At 55.9% G+C, this 25,867-nt stretch carries 20 protein-coding genes; 15 read left to right on the top strand and 5 right to left on the bottom strand.

Annotated features, from left to right (window positions below):
* Positions 1-16: 16 nt before the first annotated feature.
* Positions 17-598, bottom strand: a complete 582-nt coding sequence (locus SK3146_RS11105; RefSeq protein ID WP_249865134.1) for a TetR/AcrR family transcriptional regulator — start codon at positions 596-598, stop codon at positions 17-19.
* Between the two features lie 299 nt (positions 599-897).
* On the opposite strand from SK3146_RS11105, the gene SK3146_RS11100 reads away from it, so the two are divergent.
* The 10 genes from SK3146_RS11100 (at position 898) to SK3146_RS11055 (ending at position 15,237) form a co-directional block, all read left to right on the top strand.
* A complete protein-coding gene (locus SK3146_RS11100; protein WP_349655202.1) occupies positions 898-2,091 on the top strand; it encodes a sulfite reductase subunit alpha in 1,194 nt (397 codons plus the stop codon).
* Positions 2,092-2,489: 398 nt separating this feature from the next.
* Positions 2,490-4,865 (top strand): helix-turn-helix domain-containing protein, encoded by a 2,376-nt coding sequence (locus tag SK3146_RS11095; RefSeq protein WP_249865132.1) that lies wholly within the window; start codon positions 2,490-2,492, stop codon positions 4,863-4,865.
* Positions 4,866-5,071: 206 nt separating this feature from the next.
* Positions 5,072-6,745 (top strand): ABC transporter substrate-binding protein, encoded by a 1,674-nt coding sequence (locus tag SK3146_RS11090; RefSeq protein ID WP_249865131.1) that lies wholly within the window; start codon positions 5,072-5,074, stop codon positions 6,743-6,745.
* 36 nt (positions 6,746-6,781) lie between these two features.
* Positions 6,782-7,768, top strand: coding sequence for an ABC transporter permease (locus tag SK3146_RS11085; protein WP_249865130.1), 987 nt, complete (start codon positions 6,782-6,784; stop codon positions 7,766-7,768).
* A gap of 106 nt (positions 7,769-7,874) precedes the next feature.
* Positions 7,875-8,732 carry an ABC transporter permease gene (locus SK3146_RS11080; RefSeq protein WP_249865129.1) on the top strand — a complete coding sequence of 286 codons (858 nt, stop codon included), beginning with the start codon at positions 7,875-7,877 and terminating at the stop codon, positions 8,730-8,732.
* 99 nt (positions 8,733-8,831) lie between these two features.
* Entirely contained in the window at positions 8,832-9,833 is a 1,002-nt protein-coding gene (locus tag SK3146_RS11075) for an ABC transporter ATP-binding protein (protein ID WP_249865128.1), read from the top strand.
* Positions 9,799-10,767: an ABC transporter ATP-binding protein gene (locus SK3146_RS11070; RefSeq protein ID WP_249865127.1), complete on the top strand. Its 969-nt coding sequence runs from the start codon at positions 9,799-9,801 to the stop codon at positions 10,765-10,767. Before SK3146_RS11075 ends, SK3146_RS11070 begins: the two co-directional genes overlap by 35 nt.
* On the top strand, positions 10,764-12,086 hold the full coding sequence (locus SK3146_RS11065; protein ID WP_249865126.1) for a sulfatase family protein: 1,323 nt from the start codon (positions 10,764-10,766) through the stop codon (positions 12,084-12,086). The genes SK3146_RS11070 and SK3146_RS11065 overlap by 4 nt, the downstream gene beginning before the upstream one ends.
* On the top strand, positions 12,083-13,573 hold the full coding sequence (locus SK3146_RS11060; protein ID WP_249865125.1) for a sulfatase: 1,491 nt from the start codon (positions 12,083-12,085) through the stop codon (positions 13,571-13,573). The genes SK3146_RS11065 and SK3146_RS11060 overlap by 4 nt, the downstream gene beginning before the upstream one ends.
* A 248-nt stretch (positions 13,574-13,821) precedes the next feature.
* Positions 13,822-15,237: a HEAT repeat domain-containing protein gene (locus SK3146_RS11055; RefSeq protein ID WP_249865124.1), complete on the top strand. Its 1,416-nt coding sequence runs from the start codon at positions 13,822-13,824 to the stop codon at positions 15,235-15,237.
* 100 nt (positions 15,238-15,337) lie between these two features.
* Here the strand turns inward: SK3146_RS11055 and murI are convergent, their stop codons facing one another.
* Positions 15,338-16,108, bottom strand: a complete 771-nt coding sequence (murI, locus tag SK3146_RS11050) for a glutamate racemase (RefSeq protein WP_249865123.1) — start codon at positions 16,106-16,108, stop codon at positions 15,338-15,340.
* A 592-nt stretch (positions 16,109-16,700) separates the two neighbouring features.
* Between murI and SK3146_RS11045 the strand changes: the two genes are divergently transcribed.
* From SK3146_RS11045 to SK3146_RS11025, 5 genes are all read left to right on the top strand, one after another.
* Positions 16,701-17,030, top strand: a complete 330-nt coding sequence (locus SK3146_RS11045; protein WP_249865122.1) for a DHCW motif cupin fold protein — start codon at positions 16,701-16,703, stop codon at positions 17,028-17,030.
* 176 nt (positions 17,031-17,206) lie between these two features.
* Positions 17,207-18,607 (top strand): M23 family metallopeptidase, encoded by a 1,401-nt coding sequence (locus tag SK3146_RS11040; RefSeq protein ID WP_249865121.1) that lies wholly within the window; start codon positions 17,207-17,209, stop codon positions 18,605-18,607.
* Between the two features lie 180 nt (positions 18,608-18,787).
* Complete coding sequence (locus tag SK3146_RS11035) at positions 18,788-19,651, top strand: alpha/beta hydrolase (protein ID WP_249865120.1); 864 nt, start codon at positions 18,788-18,790, stop codon at positions 19,649-19,651.
* 473 nt (positions 19,652-20,124) lie between these two features.
* Positions 20,125-20,757 carry an iron-containing redox enzyme family protein gene (locus SK3146_RS11030; RefSeq protein ID WP_249865119.1) on the top strand — a complete coding sequence of 211 codons (633 nt, stop codon included), beginning with the start codon at positions 20,125-20,127 and terminating at the stop codon, positions 20,755-20,757.
* A gap of 21 nt (positions 20,758-20,778) precedes the next feature.
* The gene (locus tag SK3146_RS11025) at positions 20,779-21,225 is read left to right on the top strand and encodes a hypothetical protein (protein ID WP_249865118.1); all 447 of its coding nucleotides are present in this window, start codon (positions 20,779-20,781) and stop codon (positions 21,223-21,225) included.
* Positions 21,226-21,372: 147 nt separating this feature from the next.
* Here the strand turns inward: SK3146_RS11025 and SK3146_RS11020 are convergent, their stop codons facing one another.
* The 3 genes from SK3146_RS11020 to SK3146_RS11010 all read right to left on the bottom strand — a co-directional run bounded on the left by SK3146_RS11020 (position 21,373) and on the right by SK3146_RS11010 (position 25,694).
* Positions 21,373-22,698 (bottom strand): ABC transporter substrate-binding protein, encoded by a 1,326-nt coding sequence (locus SK3146_RS11020; protein ID WP_249865117.1) that lies wholly within the window; start codon positions 22,696-22,698, stop codon positions 21,373-21,375.
* Between the two features lie 352 nt (positions 22,699-23,050).
* A complete protein-coding gene (locus tag SK3146_RS11015) occupies positions 23,051-23,872 on the bottom strand; it encodes a response regulator transcription factor (RefSeq protein WP_249865116.1) in 822 nt (273 codons plus the stop codon).
* Positions 23,865-25,694 carry a cache domain-containing sensor histidine kinase gene (locus SK3146_RS11010; protein ID WP_249865115.1) on the bottom strand — a complete coding sequence of 610 codons (1,830 nt, stop codon included), beginning with the start codon at positions 25,692-25,694 and terminating at the stop codon, positions 23,865-23,867. Before SK3146_RS11010 ends, SK3146_RS11015 begins: the two co-directional genes overlap by 8 nt.
* Between the last annotated feature and the right edge of the window lie 173 nt (positions 25,695-25,867).

Genomic DNA, 25,867 nt, shown 5'->3' with positions numbered 1-25,867 from the left:
CTCACTGTGATAAAAATCAGCGCTGTGAAATTCCCCTCCAAAATACTGCCCAAGAGGCATTGACCTTATCCGTCAGCCGCTTCTCGTCGTTGACGTATACAAGCTCCAGCATAATAGAGTCGACGATGCCCAAGAAGGCAAGGGTCGATATTTGTGCCGAGAATTCCGCCATTGCGCCGGCATCGATCCATTCTTGAAACTTGCGTTCCAGCGTTGCCTGCACCTTCTCCTCCAGATCAACGACTTCTTGTTCAATCGCTCTGACCAGATGAGCCGGCGGAAAGAAAGACATGCGCAGCCAAAACTTTAACTGCTCGTTTTCACGGAACAGATCGATGACCAGCCGCAGGAATCCGTATAAATCCGTCTCGGGCTGAAGCGAGCCGGTGCCGCTGAAATATTGCAGCTTTAAGGCCAGCTCCGTCTCCTTCGCATCGTGCAGCACTTGCAGAAAGAGATCGTCCTTTCCTTTGAAATGAGCGTAGATCGATTGTTTTTTCATACCGACCTCGTCGGCGATTTGCGAAAGAGACGCGCCTTCATAGCCGTGAAGGGTAAAATATTTGAGAGCCGCCGCCTTAATCTCGTTGCTTTTCAATATAACCGCCTCCTACCTGACGAACGTTCGTCAGTCATTGTATCAAATAAACGGCTTCTATGCAAAGCCTAGAAAATAATTGTTATGTTCAAAAAGCCGCGACGCTGTTCGACAACCGCGCATTATCGCCAACTTGTCCGCTGTCTCTCGACAGGAACGGGACCATTCTCGTCCGTTGTCTCCGATAGGATCTTGCCGGGGCAGATCCTCACCGTATACGGCCTATCGGCACGGCGCCAAAGTTGTCCCCTTTGTGACAGAATTGTCATAAAAAAATTCTATGCCAAAAATATATCGAAATGCCGCTTCCTGTGGTATTCTACATACAAACAACTTTTGAGGTGAAATGTATGCAATCAACAGCAACGCCGACAACTTTTTCGAGAACAAACCCGTTTCATGCGAAAGTTCTCAAAAACGTGAATTTGAATGGAGCGGGCTCCAATAAAGAAACGAGACATCTTGAGCTATCGCTGCAAGGCTCCGGCCTTTCTTTCGTGCCGGGCGATTGCCTGGGCATTGTTCCGGAAAACGATCCGGAGCTGGTAGCCGCCATTTTGGAAGAAATGAAATGGGACCCTGAATTGCCTGTTCCCGTTTCCAAGCAAGGAGATACGCTTCCGCTGAAGGAAGCTTTGGCAAAGCATTTTGAAATTACTTTGCTCACGAAAAAATTGGCTCAGCAAGCGGCGGCCATGACCGACAACGAACAATTGCAGCAGCTTGTATCGGGCGACAATATAAAGGAATATGTAGAAGGCCGCGATTTGCTTGATTTGCTGAGAGATTTCGGTCCGTGGAAGGCTTCCGCCCAAGATATGGTGGCCATTTTGAGAAAAATGCCGCCGCGGCTGTACTCCATTGCAAGCAGCTTTGCCGCTCATCCCGATGAGGTGCATCTGACGATCGGCGCCGTGCGTTATACGACTCACGGACGGGAGCGCAAAGGGGTTTGTTCCGTATTGTGCGCGGAGCGTCTTCACGAAGGCGATTTGCTTCCGGTCTTTATCCAAACCAACAAGCACTTTAACCTGCCGGAATCCAAGGACAAAGATATCATTATGGTCGGCCCGGGAACGGGGATTGCTCCGTTCCGTTCCTTTATCGAGGAACGCGCGGTGAGCAAGGCGGCAGGCAGAGCGTGGCTGTTCTTCGGCGACCAGCATGCGGCTACGGACTTCCTGTACCAAAACGAGCTGGAAGGCTATCAAAAAGACGGAGTGCTGACCAAAATCGATGCTGCGTTCTCTCGGGATTCGGAGCAGAAAGTATACGTTCAGCATAAAATGCTGGAAAACGGCAAAGAATTGTTTGCATGGCTGCAAAACGGGGCTTACTTCTACGTTTGCGGCGATAAGCAGTATATGGCGAAGGACGTTCACGAGGCGCTGCTCAGCGTGATTGAACAAGAAGGCGCAATGACGCGCGATGCGGCGGAGGCTTATTTGAAAGACATGCAGGAACAGGGCCGCTACCAACGCGACGTATATTAATCGAAGGAAGACTTTATACAAGAAGAGCAATCTTATACCGCAATTTGCGGTCATAAGGCTGCTCTTTTTTTGTCGTATACCGCCGGCTTTCTTATTGCTTGGGAAATAAATGCTAATCCAACACCGGCGTATAGCTTGAGGGTGCTGCTAGCGGCCCGGGCCGACCCGGGCGGGCGCAATCCAAGGCGGCTGCCTATAAAACTGTTTTGAAAGCGCACTCAAAATGATAATATAAACGTAGGCGATAATATTCGTCCTTATGCGTTCTCTCACTTGATGGAGGTTGATCTCATTACCCCCGCAACAATTATCGTATTTCCGGCATCCGATCTATGATATATTAATCCTATCGGATTTATATGATATAAAACATCAGATCCTTTTACGGGGGGATTCCCATGATCAGCTTGATTCAATCGGCCTTTTCCAATTTTAAGTTTCGCAGTCTGTTCTTCCGCATCTTGTTTATTCAAATTGTGCTGGTGGCGATGACTGCGGCGGTCGTCGGCTTTCTCGGCGAACGGTACAGCCAGAACGTCGTCCGGGACGAAGTGACGCGCTCCAGTATGCAGGTGCTGGAGCAGACCAGGCGTCTGATGGACGTTCTGCTGAACGAGGTGGATCAAATTACGATCCGGCTTGCCCAGAATATGGCCTTCTCCAGAGCTTTGGAAGCCGGGCTGGAAGGGCCGGCGAAGCCGGATACGGATACGATCCATGATATGATGCTGGAATCGTATATTTCCTCGCCTTATATCGAGTCCATCTCCGTATATTATGCGCGCAGCGGGCTAATGCAATCGGCTCTTACCGGCTTGACGAAAGTAGCGGACAGCGACGATCCGGAGTGGTTTCCGCTGTACGCGTCGATGCACCGGACGGAGGGCCGCTGGTTCGTGCGCCCTTATTCCAAGACCAGAGCGTCCCAGCTTAACGAAACGCAGGTCACCTTAATCCGGACAACCCCCTGGGTAGGCACTCCGATCAACGGGGCTGTCATCGTTAATCTGAACCAGCAGGCATTGTTTCAGAGCCCGTCGATTCATCTGATTCGGCCGGGGGAAGAAATCTGGATGGTCAGCCCGGACGCTTCGCTCGCTTACAACATAACGACGGGGGCGGTCGTGAGCGATAAGGAATTCGCCGTCGTCGGCGAACATTTGACGGACCGGACGACGGCGTTCACTTCCCATTTTCGCAACGCCGATTATTCGTTTACGGCGCTCACCTCGCCTTATAGCGGCTGGAAGTACGTCAACCTGATCCCGACGGTTTCCTTGTATAAAAGCGGCAAAGCGATCCAATCGTTCATGCTCATTCTGATGGTGTTCAGTATCGGGATCGCGGGAGTATTCGCCTTTTTCATTTCCTTGAAAATTTACAGTCCGATCTATTCGCTCGTTCAATTGGTGAACACCAAGAAGGAAGAGAGAAGAGACCGTCCGCCGGATGGGGAGAAGAGCGAAGTGACCATGCTGTTTGACGCCTTCCATTCCTTAAAAGAAAAAGGAAGCGAGCTGGAGGTCCAGCTCCGGGACAACTGGCCGGTATTGCAGCAGAGTTTTCTGCAGCAGCTGATCCAGGAGCAGCCGCTGGATGCGGAGGAACGGCTGGCCAAGTTCGCCTATTATCGTCTGCCGGTGACGCGCCACGGGTTTTTCGTCTGCGTGCTGCGCATCGATAATTACGCCTCCTATGTAAAAAAGTACAGCAGTCTGGATCAGAGCTCCATCCGCTATTTTATTGCCAAGGCAGGCAGCGAGCTGGCCGGAGGCGCGTTTCGCAGTTACCCGCTGCATACCGAGAGCAGAGATATGATTCTGATCTGCAACCTGGAAGCGGCGATGGAGAGGGAGGACTTCCGGGAACGGGCCGAGGCCGTAGCGGCGAGCATAGTAAGCTCCATCGACAGCTATTTGAAGCTGTCGATCAGCGTCGGCGTCGGTGATCTGAAGGAGTCGGCGGCGGATATCGGCATCTCCTATCAGGAGGCTGTGGAGGCGCTGGAGCATCGGGCATTCAAGGGCGGCGGGCTGGTCGCGCCGATCTGGATGCAGCAGGCGAGGGGGCCGGCCGACCATCAATTTTTCCGCAAGCTGGGAGAGGCGAAGCGGGAGCTCCTGCTGCATTTGCGTTCGGAGCAGCCGGACCGGCTGGAAGAGGCGCTGGAGCGTCTCTACGAGCTTGCTTTGCAAGCCGATGGCTTGTCGTTCCCGCTGCTGCGGCACTCTCTGTTTCAACTCGTCGTGGACGTATTCCAGCGCGCTTCCGAGCTTGGGCTCGAGCCGTCTCGGCCGGATATGGAGCTATCCGGGCTCCAAGAGCAGATGCAATGGCTCGAAACGGTAGAGCAGGCGGTGCGGTTCGTTCGGGATTATGTCGGAGCGATCCACCGGCAGCTGTACTCGAACCGGGCGGAGGAGCCGCCTTCGGTAGCCAGACAAATATTGGACTATATTCAGCTTAATTTCGATAAAGACATCTCGCTCGGCGGCATCGCCGATCAGCTCAAGCTGGACCCTTCGTATGTGAGCCGGCTGTTCCGGCAGGAGATCAGCATGACGTTTACCGATTATGTGCTCATGCTGCGCCTGGCCAAAGCGAAGGAGCTGCTGCAGCACAGCAAGCTGGCGATTAAGGAAATCGGCGCGTTGGTGGGCTACGCGAATCAGCGGAGCTTCAACCGGATATTTAAAAAATACGAAGGGGTTACGCCCGGCGAGTACCGGGATATCCATGCCCCGAGCAAGCTGGCGGGCGATCAGATTTACTGATTAACGGCGCGCGGTGAACAATGTCATCAAAGGACCATCGCGCCTCGAAGCGAAAATTTCAGCAGAAGTCCCTTAGTTCAACAATGGTCTCTTTACGATGGAAAACGGGTTTTCTATGATGGTCCTGTAACCGAACACCTAGCACAGACAAAGTGCAGAAAAGCAATGCCATGCGAAACCATCCTATTGTAAGGGGGACACATCTTATGAAGTACAATGCCGGGAAAATCGCCGGAAACAAAGCCTCGCGCGTCCTGCTGGCGTCGGCCATGCTGCTGGGGATGCTGACGGCGTGCAGCGATCCTGCGCCAGCCGGCCAGGGGCAGCCGAAAGCCGAGACCGCTGCGCCAACGTCCGGAGGGATCTATCATTTGGGAGAAACGGTCAATCCCGAACAGGTTACTAACTTTAATCCGTTTCTGGCCACCGGGAACTGGACGCCGTTCTTCGATTACGTGTTCGATTCGCTCTATTATTTCAATCCGGTTAAGGGTGCGCTGATGCCGCGCTTGGCCGACGGCGAAGGCAAATGGTCGAATGACAACAAGACGTATACGGTCAAATTGAATCTGAAGGCGAAATGGCATGACGGCCAGCCGTTCACCGTCGACGACGTGCTGTACTCGTTCCAGACGCTCAAGAACAATAAGGTGCTCGACCGTTACCAGCTGTGGGGAGATAACCGGCTGAAGGACGTGACAGCCCAGGGCACGGATACGGTTGTGTTTACGATGAATAATCAATTCCCGTCGCTGCCGTTTTATTTATCTACCGTCTATATGGTGCCGAAGCATCTGTTCGAGAAAGAGAACGCGGCGGAATTTCTGAATAAAACGCCGGTCGGTACGGGACCTTTCAAATTTAAAAGCATCAATGAAAGCGCCATCGTGCTCGACCGCAATGCCGACTATTTCCTGGGGGCGCCGTCCATCGATCAGCTGTATGTAAACCGGTTTAACAATTCCTCGACGCTGACGCTGGCTCTGGAAAAAGGCGACGTCCAAGGGACTACGGGAACGGTGGCGATGCCGAGCGTGCCGAAGCTGCTGGAAAATCCGGTGAACAAGCTGCAAATTTATCCCGGTTTGAGCACGTACTCCGTGATCATGAACAATGAAAAGCCGCTCTTATCCGATCCCGCGGTGCGTAAAGCGATTCAACTGGCGCTAGATCGCAAGTCGCTGATTGAGAAGGGCGAGTCCAACGGCGTATTCCCGGCCAATCCCGGCTTCTTATCGTCCGTATTCGGCGATATGACCGACAAGAAGCTGATCGACAGCGCCGCTTACAATTACAATTTGAACGAGGCGGTCAAAGGGCTGGAAGCGGCCGGCTACAAGAAGAACGCCAAGGGCATTTATGAAAAAGACGGCAAGCCGCTGTCCTTTACCTACCATATGGCGGCGAACGCGCCCGCGCAGAACAAGGAAGGCGCGATGATTACCGCCTGGCTGAAAGAGGTCGGCATCGAGACGACGACCAAGCTGGTGACCTGGCCGGAGCTGACCAAGCTTTTGATGGCCGGCGACTACGAGCTGCTGCAGAACGGCATTACGACGCCTCCCGATCCGCAGGCGCAGCTGGAATTTTTCCACAGCAAAATGACCGCGCCTATCGGGTCGAATACGCCGGGGCTCAACTACATGCGTTTCCGCGACGCGGATGTGGATAAGTGGCTGGATGAGGCATCCTCGGCCGATTCGGCCAAACGCAAGGAGCTGTACCAGCAAGTTCAGCAGCGAATTGCGGATAAGGCGCCGATCGCGGTTATGTACAACGTAGGCGGACATATCCCGTACCGGGTGGACCAGTTCACCAATTACGACGAGAACCTTCCCGTTACCTCCGCCCTGTCGCTTAAGCAGATCAAGAAAAAGTAGCCTAATCGGGCTTAAAGCTGAACAGGAGGTGCTTATGTGCGCTACAATTCCGTGTATTTGATTAAAAGGGTCGGCTTTGCTTTTGTTACGCTTTACATGGCGGTCACTTTGAATTTCCTCCTCCCCCGTTTGATGGGGGGGGACCCCGCTACCGCGCTGGCCTCCGAGAAGGCGCTCGGCTCGCAGGAAGTGGTGAATGCGTTAAAGGCCCAGTTCGGGCTGGACGATCCGAGCATCTTGCATCAATACGGCAACTATTTGCTGCAGCTTCTGCACGGCAATCTCGGCGTGTCTTACGTCAATTATCCGTCTCCGGTCGCCGACGTGATGTTGAAGGCGCTGCCGTGGACGCTCGGCACGGTGCTGATCGCTACGCTGCTGAGCTATTTGGTCGGCTGGCTGATCGGCATTCGGGGCGCCTGGAAGGCCGGGTCGTTTTTCGATAATTCTACGCTGTTTACATCGTTTTTCTTAAATTCGGTGCCTTTTTTCTGGATCGCTATCATTTTCATCATGATTTTCTCCTTTTACTTGGGCTGGTTCCCATTGGGGCAGGCGGTGGACCCCGCCATCGACAGTTTCTCCGCGTGGGGCAAGCTGATGTCGATATTGAAGCATGCGTTTCTGCCGGTATTTACGCTTATCATCGCTTCGCTCGCCGGCCATATTCTTGTCCTTCGCAACAATTTGATGCGCGTGCTGTCTGAGGATTATATGCTGCTGGCCAAAGCGAAGGGCGTTTCCGTGCGGCGCAGAAAATATATGTACGGAGCGCGGAACGCGCTGCTGCCTTCTTTTACCGGACTCATGACCTCGCTCGGCCACGTGATCGGCGGAGCGATTACGACGGAAATCGTTTTCTCCTATCCGGGAGTCGGTCTGGTAACCTTCAACGCCATACTGAATCATGATTACCCGTTAATTCAGGGATCGTTTCTGTTCATCGCGATATCGGTTATCGTCTGCAACTTGATTGCGGATTTGCTGTACCCGCTGCTCGATCCTCGGGTGGTGCTGAACTAAAGGGGCATGAAAGTATGGTGAAAAATTCCGCTGCGGCGCCCATTTGATCTTTCGATCGCTGTTGAAATCGGATTTTTGGATTGTTTATAAGGAGGTATGTATGCTCATGATGCGGCGTATAGCAGAGGCAATAAGTTCTGCATTTCCGGGGGCGAAGGGGAAGATCGGGCTCGCCATCTTTATCGTTTTTACCGTGATCGCTTTATTCGGATCGGCGCTTGCGCCCTATCCCGTCAACTATATCGGTTTCGATTCTTGGCTCGCTCCGTCGCTTGATCATTGGCTTGGAACGGACAGCTACGGGCAGGATGTGCTCAGCCAAATGATTTACGGCACGCGGACCTCGTTCTGGGTAGGCATCATCGCCGGTTTGATTACGACGGTGATCGGAGTCGCGGTCGGAGTCATTTCCGGCTTCAAAGGAGGCTGGGTGGAGGAATCCCTGATGCGGATCGTCGATCTATTTCTCATTATTCCTACGTTGGCGCTGATGATTATTCTCGCTTCCTTTCTGCCTTCGATGGGAGTCGGCAGCACGATTCTGATCATCGGCTGTCTGAGCTGGCTCTACATGGCCAGAAGCATCCGCAGCCAGACGATGTCCGAGCGGCAGAGCGGCTATGTCGAGGCGGCGCGTATGGTGGGGATGAAGGATACGGAAATTATGTTCCGGGAAATTTTGCCGAACATCGTGCCGGTCATCCTCGCCAATCAGGTGCTCGTCACCACGCAGGCCGTGCTGGCGGAAGCGGGGCTGAGCTTTCTCGGTCTGGGCGATCCGACCAATGTCAGCTGGGGGACGATTCTGGCTTTGGCCAATGCGAATAATGCGGTCATGTTCCACGCTTGGTGGTGGATACTGCCGCCCGGTTTGGCTATCGCCTTCTTGTGCTTCGGCTTTATTCTGATCGGCAACGGCATTCTGGAGAAATACCGGGCGAACCGCGGCAATGCGGCCCTGTAGAGGGACGCAAGCGGATTGCGGCCTGACGATGGAAGCGGCGGCGCAGGGAGATTGGGCCGGCGTTTCCGCCATAGCAAGGGGGATAAGGAGGGAGACCCATTGACAGATCTGCTTGAAGTACAGGAGCTTTGCATAGAGTACGCCTCCCCGAGAGGCGTCGTGAGGGCTGCCGACCGCGTCAGCTTTACGATCGGAAAGGGAGAAATCTTCGGGCTTGCCGGAGAATCCGGCTGCGGCAAGTCGACGACCGCCTTCGGCATTTGCCGTTTGCTCAGGCATCCGGCCAAGGTGACGGGCGGCAGCGTCAAGCTGGACGGCACGGAGCTCACGTCGCTGACCGACGAGCAGTTCGACCGTCTGCGCTGGTCGAAGATGTCCATCGTGCTGCAGAGCGCGATGAACAACCTGAATCCGGTGCTGCGTATCCGCGACCAGTTGATCGATGCGATTGTCGCTCATGAGCCGTCGGCGCAAGCGGAGGCGGGGCAGCGGGCGGCCGCCTTGATGAAGCTGGTCGATCTGCCCGCGGACAGGCTGGACAGCTATCCGCACGAATTGTCGGGCGGCATGCGGCAGCGGGTCGTCATTGCCATGGCGATGGCTCTCAAGCCGAGTCTGGTCATTATGGACGAACCGACCACCGCACTGGACGTCGTCGTACAAAACGGGATTATCCGTAAAATATTGGAGCTGCAGCGGACGTTCGGCTTCTCCGTGCTGTTCATTACTCACGATCTGCCGCTGATGCTGGAGATGTGCGACCGGATCGGCATTATGTATGCAGGCCGGTTGGTGGAGGTGGCGTCTCGGAGCCAGCTGCTGAAGGAGCCGAGGCATCCGTATACCCAAGGGCTGCTGAATTCGTTCCCGTCGTTATCCGGCCCGAGAACGAGGCTGACGGGCATTCCGGGCAGCCCGCCCGATCTGATCCGTCCGCCCGCAGGCTGCAAATTCGAGCCGCGCTGCGCTCATGCGTCGCCTCATTGCCGCAGCCGGGAACCGGAGATGCAGGCCGATGCGCAAGGACAGATCGCCTGTTATTTATATTCGAAGGAGGGGGTATACGATGAAGTCTCTGCTTCAAGTGAACGATCTCGGTAAAACGTTTACATCCCGTTCGATGTTCAAGAAAAAGCAGTTTCAGGCGGTGCGCAACGTTCAGTTCTCCCTGGAGCGGGGGGAGGTATTGGCGATCGTCGGCGAATCGGGCAGCGGCAAGAGCACGATCGCCCGGATGCTGACGAATCTGATTCCGGCTACGGACGGCGACATTTATTACAACGGGGAGGCGCTTAGGCAAAACCGGGATTTGCGCCGCCGCTTGCCGACCTTCGTGCAGATGATTTTCCAGGACCCGTTCGCCGCCTTGAACCCGCATCATACGATCGGCTATATTATCGGCCGCCCGATGCAGGTGCAGCGGCAGGTGAAAGGGGATACCCGCCCGCGGGTGCTGGAGCTGCTGCGCAAGGTGGGGCTTGCTCCGGCGGAGGACTTTATCGACAAGTACCCTTACCAGCTGTCGGGAGGACAGAAGCAGCGCGTCGTCATCGCCAAGGTGCTAGGACTGAATCCGAAGGTGATTATCGCCGACGAGCCGACATCGATGCTGGATGTGTCCATCGGCGTCGACATTATGAACCTGCTGCTCGATTTAAAGGATAAAGAGGATCTGTCGCTGATTCTGATTACGCATAATTTGGGCAGCGCGCGCTATATGGCGGACCGGATCATGGTCATGTATGCCGGTCAAGTGATGGAATACGGACCGGCGGAGGAGCTGATTCAGCGCCCGCAGCATCCGTACACGAAGCTGCTGCTGTACTCCTCTCCCGATCCGTGGAGATCCGCGGAGGAGGAGCCGGTGACGGATGTGCAGAGAGAGCCCTTCTCCGGCGCCGGCTGCAGCTTCTATCACCGCTGTCCGTCGGCCAAAGACGTGTGCCGCGCGACGCAGGTTGCGGCGGTCGAAACGGAAAGCGGGCGGAGCGTGCTCTGCCATTTATACGCTCAAGGAGGAGGAGAAGGACGATGACAAAAAAACGGCCGAATTATATTATCGTGTACTGCGACGATCTGGGCTACGGCGATTTGAGCTGCTACGGCTCTTCGCAGATGAAGACGCCGCATCTCGACCGGCTGGCGGAGGAAGGCATACGCTTTACGAATTGGTATTCCAATTCGCCGGTATGCTCGCCTTCGCGGGCGGCGCTGCTGACGGGCAAATATCCGGCGCGGGCCGGCGTCAGCCATATTCTCGGCGGCAGGAGAGGGACGGCCGGGCTTAAGACGTCTCTGCCTTCGCTGCCGAAGACGCTGAAGGCGGCCGGGTACCGGACGGCCTTGTTCGGCAAATGGCATCTCGGGGCCTCGGCGGAACACGGGCCGAACGCGCACGGCTTCGATGAATTTTTCGGATTTCGCGCCGGCTGCATCGACTATTACTCGCATATTTTCTACTGGGAGCAGGCGGGCGGCGTGAACCCGGTGCATGATCTGTGGCATAACGAGCAGGAGGTATGGGAGAACGGCGAGTACATGACGGAGATGATTACGAGCAAGGCGGTAGAATATATCGAGGCTAGCCCGGCGGAGGAGCCGTTCTTCCTGATGGCGGGCTACAACGCCCCGCATTACCCGATGCATGCGCCGAAGCGGTACGTCGACCGGTTTCCGGACCTGCCTCCGGACCGCAGAATAATGGCGGCCATGATCGCCGCCGTCGACGACGGGGTCGGCGATATCGTAGCGGCGTTAAAGCGCAAGGGCGTCTATGAGGATACCGTCATCTTTTTCTCCAGCGACAACGGCCCTTCGACCGAGTCGCGCAACTGGCTGGACGGCACGGAGGATCTGTATTACGGAGGCAGCGCGGGCGTATTCCGCGGACATAAGGCGAGTCTGTTCGACGGCGGCGTGAGGGAACCGGCGATACTCAGCTATCCGGCCTTGATCGAGGGAGGACAGACGAACGGCGAAGTGTGCGCGATGATGGATATTTTTCCGACGTTTCTGGAGCTGGCGGGCGTCTCCGGGGAAGGCTGCGGGCTGGACGGAACGAGCCTTGTGCCGATGCTCGAGGGAAGCGGATCGGCGCCGGCGGGCGGAGAGCGCATGCTGTTCTGGGAGTACGGGGAGCAGCTGGCGGTACGCGAAGGCAAGTGGAAGCTGGTGCTGAACGGCAAGCTCGATTTCAGCCGGACGGCGGCGGACGCCGTGCATTTGTCCGATGTGGAGGCGGACCCGGGCGAGCGGGTCAATCTGGCGGAGCGGCATCCGAACATCGTGCGGAGGCTGGAGCTTGCAGTGCGGCAATGGTACGACAACTTACGGGAGGAGGCTGTTCGCCCATGAAAGCGATTGTGATCTTGTTCGATTCCTTGAACCGGCATATGCTGCCGCCTTACGGCTGCGACTGGACGCACGCGCCGAATTTCAGCCGGCTGGCGGAGCGGAGCGTGACCTTCGACAACAACTGGGTGGGCAGCATGCCGTGCATGCCGGCGCGCCGCGATTTGCTGACGGGCCGGCTTAACTTTCTGCATCGCAGCTGGGGACCGCTGGAGCCGTTCGACGACTCGATGCCCGCCATTCTGCGCAAGCAGGGGGTGCACTCTCACCTGATCAGCGATCATTATCACTATTGGGAGCCGGGAGGCGCGACGTATCACAGTCAATATACGACCTGGGATTTCGTCAGAGGCCAGGAGGGCGACCCTTGGAAAGGAGAGGTGGCGGACCCGCCGATCCCCGAGCATGTCGGAAGCTACGAAGGCTACCGCGGTCAGCTGTTCCGCCAGGATTGGATCAACCGCAAGTATATGGCGGAGGAGGAGGCGCATCCTCAGGCCAAAACATTCGCCGAGGGCATCGAATTTATCCGGACGAACCGCGGGGAGGACCGCTGGCTGCTGCAGATCGAGGCCTTCGACCCGCATGAGCCGTTCTTTTCGCATCAAGCCTATAAGGATTTATATCCCCATGATTACACCGGCAAACATTTCGACTGGCCCCAGTATCAGAAGGTGAGCGAGACCAGGGAAGAAGCCGAGCATTGCAAATACGAATACGCTGCGCTGCTCAGCATGTGCGACGCTTATCTGGGCAAGGTGATGGACGCGATGGACGAATACGAGCTGTGGCGGGATACGATGCTGATCGTCACGACGGATCACGGCTTTTTGCTCGGCGAGCACGACTGGTGGGCTAAAAATATAATGCCGTTCTATAACGAAATCGCCCGGACGCCGCTGTTCGTATGGGACCCGCGCAGCGGCAGGCGCGGCGAGCGCTGCGGCGCGCTGACGCAGATGATCGACATCGCGCCGACGCTGCTCGACTACTTCGGCGCGGAGACGCCGACCGATATGCAGGGCGTGCCGCTGACCCGGGCGTGGGAAGCGGAGGCGGGAGCTGCGGCCGAGCCTGGCCGGGAGGCGGCGCTGTTCGGCATCCACGGGGCGCATGTGAATTGCACCGACGGGCGGTACGTGTACATGCGCGCGCCGGTGCGGCCGGACAACAGCCCGCTCTATAACTACACTTTGATGCCGGCGCATATGGCGTCGATGTTCAGCCCCGCGGAGCTGCAGGAGCTGGAGCTGTCCGAGCCGTTTTCTTTTACTAAAGGCGTCCGGACGCTCAAGATTAAGTCGGGAAGCTACATCCCGGCGCACCGGTTCGGCACGCTGCTCTTCGATATTCAGGCGGACCCGGAGCAGAAGCGGCCGATTCAGGACAAAGAGATCGAAGAGCGGATGACCGCGCACATGCTCCGGCTGATGAAGAGCAATGATGCGCCGCCGGAGCAGTACGAGAGGCTGGGGCTCGCGGACGGATAAGGCTTAAGCCGACGCTGCGGCCGGTCATGAGCGGCTTGCCGGGGCTCGCAGGCTTCTGCGGCGCGCGTACGGATGAACGGCGGGACAGAGGCTATCGCAGCTTCCGCCTGCGGATTAACTCGGCACGCGTCCGGGCTTTTGTTCGATAAATCCTTACTTTTGTGCAAACTTGACTTAGCATTCTCCATGTGTTCTTGGCTCCGGGATGATTATAATGTGAATCAAGATCACTTAAGGAGGTTGTATTCATGGGTCGCCAAATGCCAGTGCTTTTAACCGACGAGCAAATGAGAACATTCGTTACCGAAGGGTTTCTGATTCTGCAAACCGATTTTCCTGCGGAATTTCATCAGCGTTTGACCGAACAGCTTAACCATGTGTATGAACAGGAAGGAAATCCGGGCAACAATCTGCTGCCGCGTATCCGCGAAGTGCAGAAGCTGTTCGACCATCCGGTCGTTACGGGAGCGCTCACCAGCGTTCTTGGTCCCAATTACCTGATGCATACGCACCGGCACGGCCATTTCAACGCTTCGCCGAAAGCCGGAGGCTGGCATAAAGACAGCTACTGGGGCTACAAAAAAATGCGTAACCATCATCCGTGGTGGGCGATGATCATGTACTTCCCGCAGGATACTCCGGTAGAGCTGGGACCTACGGGCGTTATGCCGGGCACGCAAAATTACGAGAGCCGCACGTTCGTCGAAGACGACGTGCAGGGCGAAGCGGTGGCCAGCGGCGGCGCAGGCACCTTCGCGCTGATTCATTACGATATATGGCATCGCTCGACTCCGAATATTCTCGGCAAGCCGCGTTATATGCTGAAGTTCGAATTTATGCGGACAGAAGCGCCTGCAGAGCCGAGCTGGGATTGTCTCGACCGCGAATGGAAAAAGCCGGCCTCCTTCAGTACGGATATTGCGCAGCATGACGAGATGTGGAGAGATACCTGGAACTGGCTGTGCGGAGAGGTCGGCAGTCTGGCCGATTCGGTAGAGGCCGATGAGGCCAAGGTGCGCGAGACGGCATCGCGGCTGGAAGACGCCTTTGAGCCGACGGCGCTGAATGCGGCGTACGCGCTGGCCGGCATGGGCGATGCGGGCATCCAGGCTCTGCTGCAGGGGCTGCGCCACGACAGCGTCAACGTATCGCGCACGTCGGCGTACGGTTTGTCCGCCGCGGGAGCGGGCGCAGTGGACGGCCTGACGGCGGCGCTCTCCGACGAGCGGGCGCAAACCGTCGTCCATGCCGCGTTCGCGCTCGGCGAGCTGGGGCATTTTGCGGCGCCGGCCGTGCCGCAGCTGATCCGGCTGCTGGAGCCCGAGACGGACGTCGTCGTCCGCCAGACGGTAGCCGAGGCGCTGGCCATGGTCGGAACGCCTGCCGACCAAGTGGTGGACGGACTGATCCGCTGCTTGAAGGATGAGGATGTACAGGTGCGCTTCATTGCCGGACTATCGCTATGCCGTATGGGAGCGGCCGCCGACGCCGCGGTGCCGCAGCTGGAGATCGCGCTGGAGGACGAGAACCGCTACGTGCGCGGCCATGCCGCGGAAGCGCTGCATTATATCGGTACGGAAGCGGCCAAGGACGTGCTGATCGACTTCTTGCTCAAATCCCGCTGGTGCCCGACAACGACGCCGCAAAGCACGTTTTATCCGTAAAAAAACGTTTCATGACGTTCATCTGAATCGGTAAAAAAGCCCTCATTCCCTTAAGGCTATTCCTTAGGGGAGCGGGGGCTTTGCGCGCTACGGACAGCCGCTATTCATTCCTCAGCAGGCCGAGCGCCCGCTTCATCTTGTCCGTATACTCCGCAGATCCGCTTGAATTCAGAAATTTGATCCGACAGCTGCCGTTCAGGCTGGTCATCTCCCGTTCGGATAAAACCTGAATGAGCCGCTTGACCGTGCCGGCGCTTCCGTCCACGATTCGGATATGATCGGGCAGCAGCTCCCGAAGCAAGCTTCGGTAAAACGGATAATGCGTGCAGCCGAGCACGATCGTCCCGTAATCGTCGAGATTGAAGGGAGCGAGCTTGCCCAGGAAATAGTCGCTGATGATCGTCTTATCGAAGCAAAGCGCTTCGCAGTATTCGACCAGCTCGGGCAAAGGAAGCGAATCCACGATATGTAAATTATCGATGCGCGAAACGAGGTCGTTGTATTTCGATTGCTTGAGCGTCAGCGGCGTGGCGAATACAAGCACCCTTTTTCCCGTCGAACGGTTCATCTCCACCGCAGGCTTCACGGCGGGTTCCATTCCTATAATAGGAATGTCGTAGAGACCTCTCAGCTCTTGTATGGTCAGACTTGTAGCCGTATTGCAGGCGATGACGATCGCCTTGATCTCCTCATGGATAATGGAATCTATCGAATCCAAAATATATTTCCTGACCTCGTCCTTCGGTTTGGGGCCGTAAGGAACGTGGAGCGTATCGGCAAAATAAAGAAAATCCTCATGAGGCAGCTGATTCATCGCTTCCGATAAGACGGTCAGTCCCCCTAATCCTGAATCGAAAAATGCTATTTTCATCGTACTCACCGTTCCTCTCAACAACAATTATTCGTGAATGATTCCTATATATCCGTCATCTGCAAAAATCTACCGGTCGGTTTGCACCGCCCGGGCGCGGGGCCGTCGGGGCCGGCAGTTTGCAGTATTGGTTCGATGCCTGGCGTTTAGGAGGTCTACAGCGCAAAAAGACCCCGACTATAAGGTTAACAGGTTCGCATTTCGAGTGCAAAGCAGGAATGGGACGCCCTTGGCGGGCCTTGCACGTTCATCTGGCTTTTTCGTATCGGCAGGCCTCCGCTTTCTTTAATCCGCCGTTTTACGTTGGAGCGCAAAGCTCGTTTCGAGCTTGCCGCGTCGCCCGCGTTTCTTGCGAACGTGATATAATGATATTTACGGACCAAAGAAAGGAACCGGCGGGGATGGGCGAAGGGGAAAGCTTGCAGCGGATAGAGAAAACGGCTCCGGCCGACAACTGCGGATTTGCGGTTAGCGGATTATTCGAGTTTTTCCCCTAAGGCTATGCTACGCGCCTGATGCGACATCTTAAGTTCATTGTATTAGGGATGAGGCGCAGGGGTTCAGAGTGAAAACGAACCGGGAGGAGAAAAAGATGAACATCGTAGACGTGCCGTTCGGCACCATGGATTGGAGCGCCGTAGAACCGACCGAGCATCGAGGCGAGACGGGAGAAGCCTACTGGAGAACGCTTGAGATAGGAAACATACGCGTGCGCATGGTTGAATATACGCCGGGGTATGTCGCCGATCATTGGTGCAGCCGCGGCCATGTTCTGCTTGTGCTGGAGGGCGAATTGACAACCGAGCTGAAGGACGGAAGGGTTTTTGTATTAAAGTCCGGCATGAGCTATCAGGTGGCGGATCAGGCGGAACCGCACCGTTCCTCGACCGAAACGGGAGCCAAGCTGTTTATCGTCGACTAGGCGAAGATCATGGAATAATAGCTTCGCAAGGGACCCTCATGAAGCGGACAGCCGCTTTGCGAGGGTTTTTCATTGGTAACGTCATCGGGCCAAGGCTCCGCCAGAACGACCGGTCCGAAAATATGATAGAATATAGAGTATATTACTCCATATTATGGAATGCATCGGGGGTAAAGATGATGGAATCACGCAAGCGCGGCAAAGCGGCTAGAGCACGCAAATCAAGACGGACCGGGCTGCTGCTGTCGGGGGTGCTCGTTGCGGCGCTCGGCGTAGGGGTTTGCTACGGTCTATGGAAGGGGCAGTATATTGCCTGGCCTATGGGAGGACATGCCGGAGGGGAGCGGCAGCAGAACGCGCAGGCACAAGCGCCGAAGTATAAACAAGCTGCCGAGTTCGAGATGAACGATCTGGAGCACGGCTGGGTCCGGTTCGAAGACGCGGTTATGATCACTTCCGACGGAGGGATGACTTGGAAGGCGGCGGACGCCGTTCCGGAGCTTGAGCAGGCTTCCGCTGCGGATGAAGGAGATATGCGGCTGCTGCACGGGGCTAAGACGATAACGGCTCTGCAGTATCAATCCCGGGAGTATACGGTGAAGCAAGCGCAGTTTTGGACCGACCGGATCGGCTGGGCTCTCGTGAACGACGACGGTGAAGCGGGCGGCAAGCTGTTCATTACGACCGACGGCGGAGCGACGTGGAAGGCGGAAGTTACCGGAGAGGTGAAGGAAGCGCTGGAGCGGGAGAAGCTGCTGATCGAACAGCGGGCCGCGGAGGCTTCGCGCTACGCTTCGGCTGGGCAGGCCAAGCAAGCGATCGGCTCGGAATGGTACTTGATGCCAAGCTCCGTCAGCCAGGGCGATGCGGTGCTCGTTCGCCGCGATAAGCCGGGCGAAGTGGAGTGGCAGGGGAAAACCTATGCGCTGCAGCCGTCCGGAGCCGGATACTTCACTTACTTGCCCGTAGGGACAGACGTGAAGCCGGGGGATTATCCGATCGGCGATCAAACGCTTAAGGTGCTTGCCAAAAATTTTCCCAAACAGTATCTTCAGGTGACGGAAGAGCTGGACAGCATGCGGCAGGACACGAAGCGGATCGATGCGGATCAGAAGAGAATCGATGCGGCGAGAAGCAAGTCGCAGCCCGACTTTTTGTTCACCGAGCCGTTTCTCAAGCCGATCGAAGGGATATTGACGACGCCGTACGGGCATATGCGCTATGTCAACGGCAAGCTGAGCGGCTCCCATCTGGCGCTGGATTTGGCGGCGAAGCAGGGGACGCCGATCAAGGCGACTAACGACGGCATTGTGGCCTTGGCGGACAGCTTGTATTTGACGGGCAACTCCATTTATATCGACCACGGGATGGGGCTGTTTTCGCAATATGCCCATATGTCCGAGCTGCGCGTCAAAACGGGCGACCGCGTGAAGCGCGGCGATATTATCGGCTTGGTCGGGTCGACGGGCTTCTCGACGGGCCCTCATCTGCATTTTACGTTCTGGGCGCATAATGTGCCGGTGAATCCGGATTTGTATTTCAATACGACTCCGTTTCAATGGACGGACAAGTCTTAGCGGGCAGGACGGCCTGCCGGAGCCGGCCCGTCTGCCAGGAGCTCCGATCGGGAAAACGTCACAATGAATTCCGTATATCGTCCATGGTCAGCCAATATAAGGAAGTTCTATAATAGAACGGACTGCCTTAGCGAGTCAGTCAGATGGAGAAACATCAACTGGAGAGGAGAGCTGCATCCAATGGCTCGTATATCCAACGAACAAGCCGGCAACCTCGTGCGGGAAAGCGGCGAAGCGGCTTTGCATCATACACGGCGTTACAGCATCGTTTCCCGAGGCGAGCGCCGCGAATATCGGATCAGCGTGGCGATGCCGGTTCAGGAGCCGCCGCCATCGGGATTTCCAGTCATTTACTTGCTGGATGCCAATGCGGTATTCGCTACGATGGTGGAGGCGGTACGAGTGCAGTCGCGCCGCCCCGAGAAGACCGGAGTCGTACCCGCTATCGTCGTCGGCATCGGCTACCGGACCGAAGAGCCGTTCGCCCCTGAACGGTATTACGATTTCACGCTGCCCGTTCCTATTGAAGAGCTTCCGGCGAAGCCCGACGGCACTCCATGGCCGGAGCAGGGCGGAGCCGACGCTTTTCTGACTTTTATCGAAGAGGATCTGAAACCGCAAATCGCACAAAGCTATCCTGTCGATTCCGGCAGGCAAACGATTTTCGGCCATTCGCTGGGAGGGCTTTTTGTGCTGCATACGCTGTTCACCCGCCCCGAAGCTTTTCAAACGTATATCGCAGGGAGCCCGTCCATTCATTGGAACCGGCGATGTATTCTTGAAGAGGAGCGGCAATTTCCGGAGAAGCTGGAGCAGATTCACTCCCCGGGGCAGCGCAATGTGGACGTATTGATAGCGGTCGGTGAGCTGGAGGGCCGCCATCCGAGCGGAATGAACGGGAATGCCATGGAGATGGCGCAGCGGCTTGCTTCTCTTGCGAACCGCGGCGTGCGGGCGGAGTTCAAACAGTTTGAGGACGAGGGCCATGTGTCCGTCCTGCCGGTTCTCATCAGCCGGGCTTTGCGCTTTGCGCTGCGCCCATAGCCGGGGCGGCCTCCGCAGACGTTTTACGCCTGCGCGGTCTTCCCAGGCATTTTTGGAAGCGTGGTGAAAAAGCAAACTTCGCTAAGCGAGAGCAATCTGAAGAAGCGTAAGCGTTCGCCTTTGAAAACGGATTCTCTCCACAGAAAAACGAAAAAACAATTCAAAGAATCCGTTTTCAACAGCGATTGGAGGATCAAATGGACGCCGCAGCGGACTTTTTCATCACCCTTTTAGAAGTCGGATGGAAAAAAAGTGGTAAAAGGACCTTGTATCCCTGACGTAAAGCGGGAAATGAGGTTCTTTTTGTCATTTGCCGTCGAAGAAGTTATGGCCTTTGCGAAAAAATATGAATATTATGTAAAAATATTAAAATTAAGGATTGTCAAACCGATAACATACATGTAAGGTAATAAAAGGATGTATATGCGCAGCAGGACATACTGGAGAAAATAAAAAACAGGGAGAGAAAAGTGATGACCCAAGTTCAGGTGCAAGTGGTAGAATCGATTTCGGCGATAATTTCCAGCGAGCTCGAGAAAGCGAAACAGACCAACCCTTTTTTTACCCGGTTTCCGGAGTCGGCCAAAGCCGAAGATTTTAAATGGTGTATGCATCTTTATCATTTGTCCAAGCATTTTGGAGAGCTGCTGAAGCTGCGCTGGGAGCGGTTCCCGAACGTAGACCACGATGTGTTCTCGACACATTACGAGGAAGAGAAGGATCATGCCGAGATGCTGCGCAAATGGATGCTGGATTTGGGGCTGGACGATCCGGAGGAAGCTTTTCCTAATTACGAAACCGAAAATTTCATCTCCCTGCAGTATCGCGCGGTAAGCTCGATGAGCGAGAACTTGTCTTTGCTGCTGGTGAACAGCACGGCCGAAGGGTACGCCCATGCGATGTATTTGCACGCATTCGACATTTTGCAGAAGGCCGGGTTTACCAATCTGGAATATTGGGAGGTTCACTGCGAAGCCGATGAAGAGCACAGCGACGTATACCACCTGATTAAGGAAATGAACGAAAAAGAGCTTAAAGAAGCGGAGCATCTGGTTGCGTATACTTGCGAATCTTTGAATGCCATGCTCGCTTCGTGGTTCCGATAAACCGAAGGAGGGGCTGTCAATATGGCATTCGAGGATAAATTTTTATATCATGCGGATCGGGCGAACAACGTTTTGTCCTGGCAGGTGAGAGATGCGCTGACCGTAGAGGATGCGGAGAAAGCGAGCGCGCTTGTCAAGCAAAATTTGGCTGTAATGAATGAGGCCAAGCTGCTGGTAGACAACCGTTTTATGGTGAGCAAGGGGAGGCCTATCGTATTTTCTCCGGAAGTCAATATGATTTGGGAGCAGCTGCAGAGCGATATTTTGCCCAAGGTCAGCAAATGCGCGATCTTATGCAGCGGCGTCATTATGAAGATGCAGATGGATCGCATCGCCCGGGCTTCGGGGATGATCGAAGTGCTGCAGAGCTTCTGGAGCGACGACAGCGATACGATGAGAATCGACGCTTACCAGTTTCTCGGAGTGACGGGAAATGAACTGATCGACCGGCATACCGTTCAAGCTTAAAGAGGCGGACAAGCAGAGCGCGGGGGCGGGACGGTCCCGTATGTAAGCCTTCATCGACAATAGCGAGAGCACCGCATCCTTCTGGTCAAGGAAGCGGTGCTCTTGCTGCTGCCCGCCATCGTCAGGGCCACGTCCCGCTGAGGCGGCTTAAGGCCGGCGGAACGAAGCGAGCGCCTGATCCGCCTTGGCTTGAGCTTTCTTCAGAGCTTCCTCCGGCGGCATGGCGCCGCTTAGAGAAGCCTCGATCGCTTCGTTCAGCGCCGCGCGGACTTTGGCGTTATTATGCGTCGCCAGCTCCTTGGCCGAGTAAGCCAGCTGGTTGCGCGCCACGAGCGACTCGGGAAACTCTTTTCCGTAAGCTTGCAATGAAGGGATATCATAGGCCGATTTTCTAACCGCTATATATCCGGTGTCGATGCTCCATTGGGCGATGCGCTCGGGTTCGGTCATCCATTGGACGAAGGTCCATGCCGCGTCCTGTTTTCTCGTGTCGACCGTTTTGAACACGTAGAAGTTGCCTCCGCTCGTCGGCGTCGTCAGCTGCTTGTTGGTAGGCAGGAAGCCGACGCCGAGGCGGAACGGGGCTTGGTTCCGAATATAGGTCAGACTTCCCGAAGTATATACCATCATTGCGGTTTTCCCGTGTATGAAGTCATCCGGCACCGACGCCCATTCGATCCGCGATTCGGGCATGACCTTGTGAGCATGGGATAAATCGCGCCAATAGCGGAGCGCTTCGGCATTGGCCGCCGTATCCAAATATACCTGCTTCCCGTCGTCCGACATGAGCGAGCTTCCGTTTTGCATCGCAAAAGCTTGAAAGATCCGGGTCGCCATCCCGCCTCCGGAGGACGGAATTTCAAGTCCCCACCGCTGTGAGGTCGTTAGCCCGGCTGCTGCGCGGAGCAGCTCGTCCCAATTGCGCGGAGGCGCGTCGGGGCTCAGGCCTTGCTCCGCAAAGGCGTCGCGGTTGTAATACATCAGCAGAGTGCTGCGCTGGAACGGGATGCTGTAGGTATGACCGTCCGCCTGGGAGTCGGCCAGAAAGGCAGGGTAAAAATCGCTTACAAATGCGTCGCCGCCGGCCTGATTAATATAATCGTCAAGCGGAACGATAGCATCCATGTCGAGCATGGTATACAGCTGAGTCGACTGCAGCACGGCCACGTCCGGCGGATTGTTCCCTTGAACGGCGGCCTGCGTTTTGATGGCGGTATCCTGGTAATCGCCCATATAAACGGGGTTAATCCGGATGCCGGGGTGTTCCTTCATAAACTGCTCGCTCATCTCTTCGATGGTCGTTGTCAAAGGACCGCCTACGTCGACCGGATAATAGAAAGAAAGCTCGACCGTATCCGCTCCGTCGTCATGAGAGGCGCCGTCCGGCACTGCCGGAGGAAGCCAGCTTGCGCTGCCGCAGCCGGAGATTAGAGCAAGCATGATGATGAGGCATCCGATCTTATTGAGATTCATCCGCGCTCTTCCTTCGCCGATAGTTATGGCGCGGCCTTTAGAAGGGTGGTGAAAAAGTCCGCTGCGGCGTCCATTTGATCCTCCAATCGCTGTTGAAAACGGATTCTTTGGATTGTTTTTTCGTTTTTCTGTAGAGAGAATCCGTTTTCAAAGGCGAACGCTTACGCTTTTCCAGATTCAAATGGCCCCTCCGCTCGTTTTTCACCACGCTTTTAGAGGCCCGCGCCGAATTGCTGTTTAGTATAGATCAAACGATGGGCAAATGCAACGCAGCTTCCAGCCCGTGCAGCAGCCTTTCTTGACGATTCATGATCGCGGCCGGCTGCCCTGTCGCGGCCTATCCGGCAAGCCGTTATTGCGCCGCAAACTGATCCCGGTAGGCGCCCGGAGGCATGCCGGTTTGCTGCTTGAAGACGAGAGCGAAATGCTTCGGGCTCGGATAACCCGACAAGCGGGCCACGTCGTATACTTTTAGCTGCGTATGGGTAAGCAAATATTTGGCCCGCTCCATCCGCGCTTCCGTAATAAAATCGGATAAGTTTTGTCCCGTTTCCGCCTTGAACAAGGAGCTGACATAAGCGGGATGCAGAGCGACCAGGGAGGCGAGCGCATTCAAGCTTAAATCGTCCTCCGGATGGTTGATAATATATTCCTTGATCGTACGGATCGTATATTTATCCTGCGCGGGCGAACGGTGAGCTTCGGGCTGTCCGGCCGCCCCGGACCCTGAACCGGATTCGGGACTGGAATCCGCAGGCGCAATCGGTGGCGGGGAAACGGGAGGGAGTATGCCGCGAGCGGCGTTCAGCTTATTGCGGATTTTCTCCAGCGCGGTGAGGAACGCCTTGCGGCTGACCGGTTTAAGCAAATAATCCGCGACCTCGCACCGGATGGCCTCCTGGGCGTAATGGAAATCCTGATAGCCGCTTATAATCATGACGGGCAGATCGGCATAGCGCTTGCGCACTTCCCTGATAAAGGTCAGCCCGTCCATCTCCCGCATCCGAATGTCGGATATGATCAGGTCGGGAATGTCGCTGCCGAGCAGCTCCATCGCTTCCTTGCCGTGAGCCGCTTCCCTGGTTACGCCAAAATCCGGGCATAGCTGCTCGATCATCCGTTTGATGCCTTCCCGTATTTGCGATTCATCCTCAACCAGCCATACCTTATACATGGCTTTCCTTCCTTTCTATGACCGGCAGCGTCAGCGTGAATGAAGCTCCTTGTCCCGGACTCCCGTCGATATGCAGTCCGTATCCGGGACCGAACATGAGCGCAAGCCTTTGATGAATGCTGCGCAGCGCCATCCCTTTGAGCGAAGCCTCGTCTCCCGCCGGCTCCGTAATCAGCCGCTGCAGCCGGGCAATCTCTTCTTCCGTCAATCCTTTGCCGTCGTCGCGGACTCCGAGCAGCAGATCGTTCTCGAAGCGGTTCACCGAAATCCAGACGGTGCCCGGCCGGCCCGATTCGTCGATGCCGTGATAGATGGCGTTCTCCACGAGCGGCTGCAGCAGCATCCGCGGAATATAGAGCGGATAGAGCTCTTCCTCCGCCCATAGGACGACCTTCAGCCGTTCGCCGTAGCGCACCTGCTGGATGCTCACATACGAGCCGATCGAGCGAAGCTCCTCCTCGACCGAGACGAGCTGGTCGTAAGAGCCGATAGAATGACGCAGCAGGCCGCCGAGGGAGGACACCATATCGGAAATATCGTAATTTTCGCTGCGGATCGCCATCATGTTGATCGACTCCAGCGTATTGTAGATGAAGTGAGGATTCATTTGGGCCAGAAGCTGGGACAACTGAGCTTCCTTCTCTCTCAACCGAACCGCATATACTTCGTTGACGAGCCGGTCGATTTCTTCCGACATCCGGTTAAACCCTTGCTCGAGCTGGCCGATCTCGTCGGCGGAGCGGACGGGGACGGTTTGGCGGAGATCGCCGATTTCCACCAAATGCATTTTTTCCTTCAGCCGCATGATCGGCCGGATCAGCCTGTACGATATTAAGACGGCGAGTCCGCCCGCTGCCAGCAGACAGACGGCGAACGTCGTCAGGGTGACATAGCGGACACGCTCGGTCGCTTGGTGCAGGGAGGCTTCCGGAATGAAGCTGATGATTTTCAAACCGGAATAAGAGGAGCGGTTCACGATCGTCAAAAAGGACGAACGGCCGGCTTGGCTGTGCCAAACGCCGGTTTGAGCAGGCAGCTCCGTCTTCAGCAGCAGCGTCTGGTCGGGTGCAGTCAAGCCGTCGTGATTTTGTTCGTAGAACAGCTCGTTCCGGTCGTTAAGCACGACCAGATTGCCGATCTGCCCGAAGGTGTACGATTCGGCCAGTTCCTGAAATACTTTCAGCCGAAAATCGATTTTCATCATTCCGATCACTTGCCGGGAGCCGGGCTCGCGAATCAGGCGCGCAACGGAGATGAGCGGTTCCGCATCGGGCGCTTCCTTCAAATAATCGGGCCGGTGCTGGGGAATCATGACCCAAGTGCCTGCGGCCTGCTGAACGGCGGCGTACCACGGCTCGCGGTCGATGCGGATGAACGGGCGAACCAGGTAAGGGTCCATGCTGGAGAATATGTAGCCGTTGTTAGCAATCAGCTGAATGCCTCTGACTTCGGGGTGGTAAGAGGTGGAGCCGGCTATCCCGGCAAATATCCGGCTCTGTTCGTCCACCGTAGGCATCTGCCCTGTAAGTCCGGGGTTGCTGTACGATTCCAGAATCGCAGTGACATCTTCGTTATAAAGCGGCAGCAGAGAGAGCGATTGCATCTCTTCCTTGAGCGTTTGGTCGAGACTGCGGTTAATTTGACTCACTATTTGCACGGTATAATCGACGGTCGTCCGCTCTACCGAATTGGAGAAATCGAGATAAGTCACCGTTCCCTGCACGACGAGAGGCACGGTAATCAGCAGCAGGAAGACGATGACGATTTTGCTGCGCAGCGACATTCGCGCAATCGTCTTTTTCCATTCGAATCGTTGGTCCATGATTAAGTACCTTGTACACTTTCCGTTAAAATGAGGCAGGACGGGGCTTGCGGCATGATGGGCCGTATGGCGGGCGCCGAAGGCCGCCTGCTTGACCTATTTTACCACATCGCTTCAAAAGGGTGGTGGAAAAAGAGCGGAGGGGCCATTTGAATCTGGAGAAGCGCCAGCGA

The sequence above is a fragment of the Paenibacillus konkukensis genome (assembly GCF_023523925.1).
Classification (GTDB): domain Bacteria; phylum Bacillota; class Bacilli; order Paenibacillales; family NBRC-103111; genus Paenibacillus_S; species Paenibacillus_S doosanensis.
This window is presented reverse-complemented; position numbering and strand designations above follow the sequence as displayed.